General features: G+C 57.7%; 3 protein-coding genes and 2 pseudogenes. 3 read left to right on the top strand and 2 right to left on the bottom strand.

Translation table 11 applies throughout. The features are described 5' to 3' along the window. Positions 1–680: 680 nt before the first annotated feature. The 3 genes and pseudogenes from Q0R02_RS11550 to Q0R02_RS11540 form a co-directional block, all read left to right on the top strand. Positions 681–1,073: pseudogene (locus Q0R02_RS11550) on the top strand (DNA ligase D); the annotation flags it as partial. Positions 1,074–1,089: 16 nt separating this feature from the next. Further along, positions 1,090–1,692, top strand: a pseudogene (locus tag Q0R02_RS11545) (exodeoxyribonuclease III); the annotation flags it as partial. Between the two features lie 59 nt (positions 1,693–1,751). Further along, positions 1,752–1,940, top strand: a complete 189-nt coding sequence (locus Q0R02_RS11540; protein ID WP_293883666.1) for a hypothetical protein — start codon at positions 1,752–1,754, stop codon at positions 1,938–1,940. A gap of 339 nt (positions 1,941–2,279) precedes the next feature. Here Q0R02_RS11540 and nagE read toward each other — a convergent pair whose 3' ends face one another. Both nagE and Q0R02_RS11530 read right to left on the bottom strand, forming a co-directional pair. Next, entirely contained in the window at positions 2,280–3,971 is a 1,692-nt protein-coding gene (gene nagE, locus Q0R02_RS11535; protein WP_293883665.1) for an N-acetylglucosamine-specific PTS transporter subunit IIBC, read from the bottom strand. Continuing rightward, the coding region (locus tag Q0R02_RS11530) for a putative PEP-binding protein (protein ID WP_293883664.1) at positions 3,968–4,651 on the bottom strand (684 nt) is incomplete at its 5' end. The genes Q0R02_RS11530 and nagE, both read right to left, overlap by 4 nt.

The raw sequence follows: 4,651 nt of genomic DNA, 5'->3' as shown, positions 1-4,651 counted from the left end.
GTCAGCTGTTGCCCACTTTGTTGCCCAGTTCGCAAATCTTTAAGAAAAGTTTGAGATAGCCTGTCTAAGTCGTTGATTTTATGGTGCCGGCTGCAGGGTTCGAACCCGCGACCCCCTGATTACAAATCCGATATTATATTAACAATATCAAACACTTAGCTGCATTCGTGTAAATTATTATTAACAAGCAGGTATCTTAAACAACAATGGTGGACTGCTGTTTACGACACAGAATCACCACAAGATAGAAAACCGGGAATTAGCGGTGATTTCTGCGGGTTGTGTTGAAGAAATTGGTCTTCGTAGCGGTAAGCGGATGGAAGGAGGCGCAATGGGCATCAGCATGATTTGGGACCTGTGACCCCTGCCTTCGGAGGGCGACAAAAGCGCCACTTATCCGCGGGAAACCGTGGAAAAGATGATGCTGAAACCCATTTTCTGGGTCAAAAAGGACTATTAACGATACCAGTACGATACCTGAATTCAGTCAATGTGCCGACGGCTTACTGGCTAGCGGACATCTCTGCGAAGTATCTGTGATAATTGCACTTATCACATAAGCGAACTTGATCTATCTTCATAAGGCGCGGTACAAGCGCCGCCGAGGAGCGACGCGCGTCATGGGCACCGAAACCGCCTTAAACGGGCTGAAAACCGTTGTAGCGGCGGCTGAGGCCGTGCTGCCGACCGGCGGCAAGGGCATCCACGTGATCGCGCCGCTGGTGCCGAAGGCAGAGTGGCCGGAGGTGAAGGATTTCGCGCATCGCCTCGCCCAAGCGGTCGCGCAGAGCGACCCCGAGAATTTCACCGCCGCGCTGCCGAAGGCGCAGCGCAAGGGCCGCATCTTCGTCGATTATCTGCGCAACCAGCGCGGCGCGACCGCGGTCATGCCCTACAGCGCGCGCGTCCGTTCCTGTGCACCGGTCGCGGCGCCGATCACCTGGAAAGAGATGGAGACGATCGATACGCCGGCTCACTGGCATGTCGGTGACGCGGCCGAGCTGGTAAAGCGGGCCGCCTCCAAGGCGTTTTCCGGTTGGGGCCGAGCCGACCAGGTGCTGCCCGACCTATGAAGGTCGCGACCACAACGTGAACGGCGTCAACGGCCGCGTGCCGGTGCTGCTGCGCTGGCTGGAGGAAGACCAGCCCGACATCGTCTGCCTGCAGGAGCTGAAGGCACCGCAGGAGAAATTCCCGGAGAAGGCGATCCGCGACCTCGGCTATGACGCGATCTGGCACGGCCAGAAGAGCTGGAACGACGTCGCCATCCTGAGCCGGGTTGGCGAAATCCACAAGACCCGCCGGGGGTTGCCGGGAGATCCTGACGAAAGCCAGAGCCGCTATATCGAAGCGGCGGTCAACGGCATCCTGATCGGCGGCCTGTACCTGCCGAACGGCAATCCCCGGCCCGGTCCCAAGTTCGACTACAAATTGAAATGGTTCGAACGTCTGATCGAGCATGCAGCTGGGTTGCTGGAGACCGGCGCGCCGGTCATGCCCGCGGGCGACTTCAACGTGATGCCGACCGATCTCGACGTCTATAAACCCGAGCGCTGGCTCGACGACGCGCTCTTCGCCCCGGAGGTGAAGGCGGCCTTTTTCCGGCTCCTCGATCAGGGCTGGACCGACGCCTTGCGCACGACCCACCCCGGCGAGGTCACCTATACGTTCTTCGACTATTTCCGGAACGCCTAAGCGAGGCGACCGCGCTTCGGCGCGATGAAGTAGACCTTGCCGTATCGCTTCTGTGGGTGCGTCGCCTCAAAAACGGTTTGTCCGTTGAACAGCCGATCGCGGGCGACGAACTGCGTGCGATCCGGCGCTACCTCGCGATGCGCGACGATCACCTGCCTTGGCCGTTCGCCGCCATCACCAGCGCGTGCTTCTGTTCGTCCGTCCACATCCGCCGGCGTTCGACGCCCGACATTATCGCCACCTGACCCATCGCACAGTCTCTAATACCGGTGGAAACACCAGCGCTTGCACCTGTGCCATCTCCGAATATCAGATCAACCCAGCAAGGCCGCCCTCACCGAAGGCGTACGGAGCAGGCGGCATCGGCCACAAAGTTCAATAATGCCTGGCACTTTCAGATGGCTTTCCTTGTATCAGGAAGCGGTCATGCGGAACGTTATGGATTAAAGCCGACCCCGCCGTCAGTGATAAGCGCGCCATTGGGCCAGTGTCGTCTCGTCGGATGCGAATTGAACCGCTGATTCGGGCGGGGTGTGCGGTGGGTTATAATAATTTCATTCGCTAAAAGCGCTTGTCCCAATCATTCACTTTTTCAAAAGTTGTTCAGCAATTTCGTTGGCACCGCAAGCAACAACGACATGCCACTTGCCCCGACCAGCCTCCACCGCGCCGCACGCGCTCGCAGCATCGATCGCAACCGCGTCTACTGCTGTGGAGTCAACCAATGTCACAATGACGCGGCTGGACAACACGGTGGCCTCCTGAATATTGGCGCGTCCGCCAAAAGCCGCAAGCAGTGCATCGCTGGATGTAGATTCTTGTCCGACCATTGGTGCTTCACGCATTTCCCGTGCAAGAAGATCGGCAGTAGGACCAATAATGACCTGCAGATCGCGGGATGAAGGTCGCAACAGTCCGCGCGCTCCAAGTTGCTTGAGAGCAGCATCATCGATAGCCGTTTGGTCGACGATCGTCAGGCGAAGCCGCGTGGTGCAAGCATCTATCGAGCTAAGGTTGCTGTGACCGCCTAATGCCTCAATAAATTGCTGGGCACGGCTACCGGTGACGGGCGCGCGGTTCGGCAAAGGATCGGTTGCCGGGTCTTCCCGCCCAGGTGTCTGCAGATTGAATCTAACAATAAAGAAGCGAAATAGGGCGTAATAAATAAGCGCATAGCCTGCGCCAACTGGCACAAGCAGCAGCGGCCGCGTGGCACGCCCGTAATTCAGGGCATAGTCAAGCAGTCCCGCTGAGAATCCGAATCCGAGGCGGACGTGAAGCGCATCCATCAAGACCATTGATGCACCGGTCAGCACCGCGTGCACGGCATAAAGCACTGGAGCAAGGAACATAAACGTGAATTTGATTGGCTCGGTTACGCCAGTCAGCATCGCGGTTAGGGCAAGGCTGAAGAACAGGCCGCCAACTTCCGTGCGGCGCTCCGGTCGCGCACTTCGGTACATCGCCAGGCATGCAGCAGGTAAGCCAAAGATCATGACCGGGAAAAACCCACTCATAAACCCTCCCGCACTCGGATCACCGGCAAAAAAGCGGTTGAGGTCCCCAGTTGCGCCTTGGAAGTCACCCGCGATGAACCAGACAACGTTGTTCAGCAAATGATGTAGCCCGGTTACCAGCAGCAGACGATTCAACACGCCGTAAATGAACAAACCGAGCGGCCCGGCGGTGGTCAGCCCGTGGCTGAGGGTGTCGATCGCGCTGTCAAGGGCACCCCAACCCAAACCAAAAACGATCGCGAGAACAAGACCTCCAATCCCGCTCACGATCGGCACGAAGCGGCGTCCACCAAAAAACGCGAGATATTCGGGCAGCTTTATCGCCCCGAAGCGATTGTAGAACGTGCCTCCAATTAATCCCGATAAAACGCCGAGCGGTACACTCAGCTTTGCTAGTGCGTTTTGACGATAGGCACTGATGACTGTCGCCTTGACAGCTTCGGGAAGCCCCACGCCGATTTCAGGGCTCGGATGAAGCAATGCTTGCGCGCCATTGGTTGCGACGAGGAAACACACCGCACCTGCTAGAGCGGCTGCACCATTCCCGTCACGGGCGAAGCCAACCGCGACACCGATCGCAAAGAGCAATCCAAGGTTTTGAAAAATGGCTTCGCCCGCAGCAGCGACGAAACGGATGTCGAGAAGATCGGGTTGCCCGAGCCGGAGTAGCAGGCCCGCTACGGGCAATACTGCAATCGGTAGCATCAACGCCCGTCCAAGTCCTTGGAGAGCGCCCGTTGAAAAGCGTGGCCGTTTCATGCTTTTTTCCCGGACACCAGAGCGCGCACCGCCGCAGCCGAAGATTGGCTCAAAGCTTTTTGCGTGAGATTGACACAGTGCGACTGCGTTAGTGTACGAATAAATGCCTTGAGCTCGGGAATGACGCCGGGCACCGCTGAAAGCTCGGTGACTCCCAAACCGATGAGGATTGGAGCTGCGGCAAGATCGGACGCGAGCCCACCGCACACACCAACAGGCCGTCCATGAACAGCTGCAGCACGCGTGGTGTGTTCGATCATTCTCAACACGGCAGGGTGGAGTGCGTCCACCTGGGCAGCGACGAGCGGATTTCCACGATCCATTGCAAGCGTATATTGTGCCAAATCGTTGGTCCCTATCGCAAAGAAATCTGCGGCCTTTGCCAAGAGATCAGCAGTCATTGCTGCGGCAGGGGTCTCGATCATGACGCCAATCGAAATAGTATCTATACGACCGATCGCAGCAGCCGCTTCATCGACGAGTTGGCGAACCTCCATCATTTCGTCGACGCTTGCGACCATGGGCACCAATATACTGCATGTTCCGACAGGCGTTGCTCGCAAGATGGCCCGCAATTGAACGGAAAGCATTTCGGGGTAGCGAAGACTCATCCGGACGCCGCGAAGGCCGAGGGCCGGGTTCTCTTCTTGTGGCATCGACAAATAGCGCACCGGTTTGTC

The sequence above is a fragment of the Sphingomonas sp. genome (assembly GCF_025353885.1).
Taxonomy (GTDB): domain Bacteria; phylum Pseudomonadota; class Alphaproteobacteria; order Sphingomonadales; family Sphingomonadaceae; genus Sphingomonas_O.
This window is presented reverse-complemented; position numbering and strand designations above follow the sequence as displayed.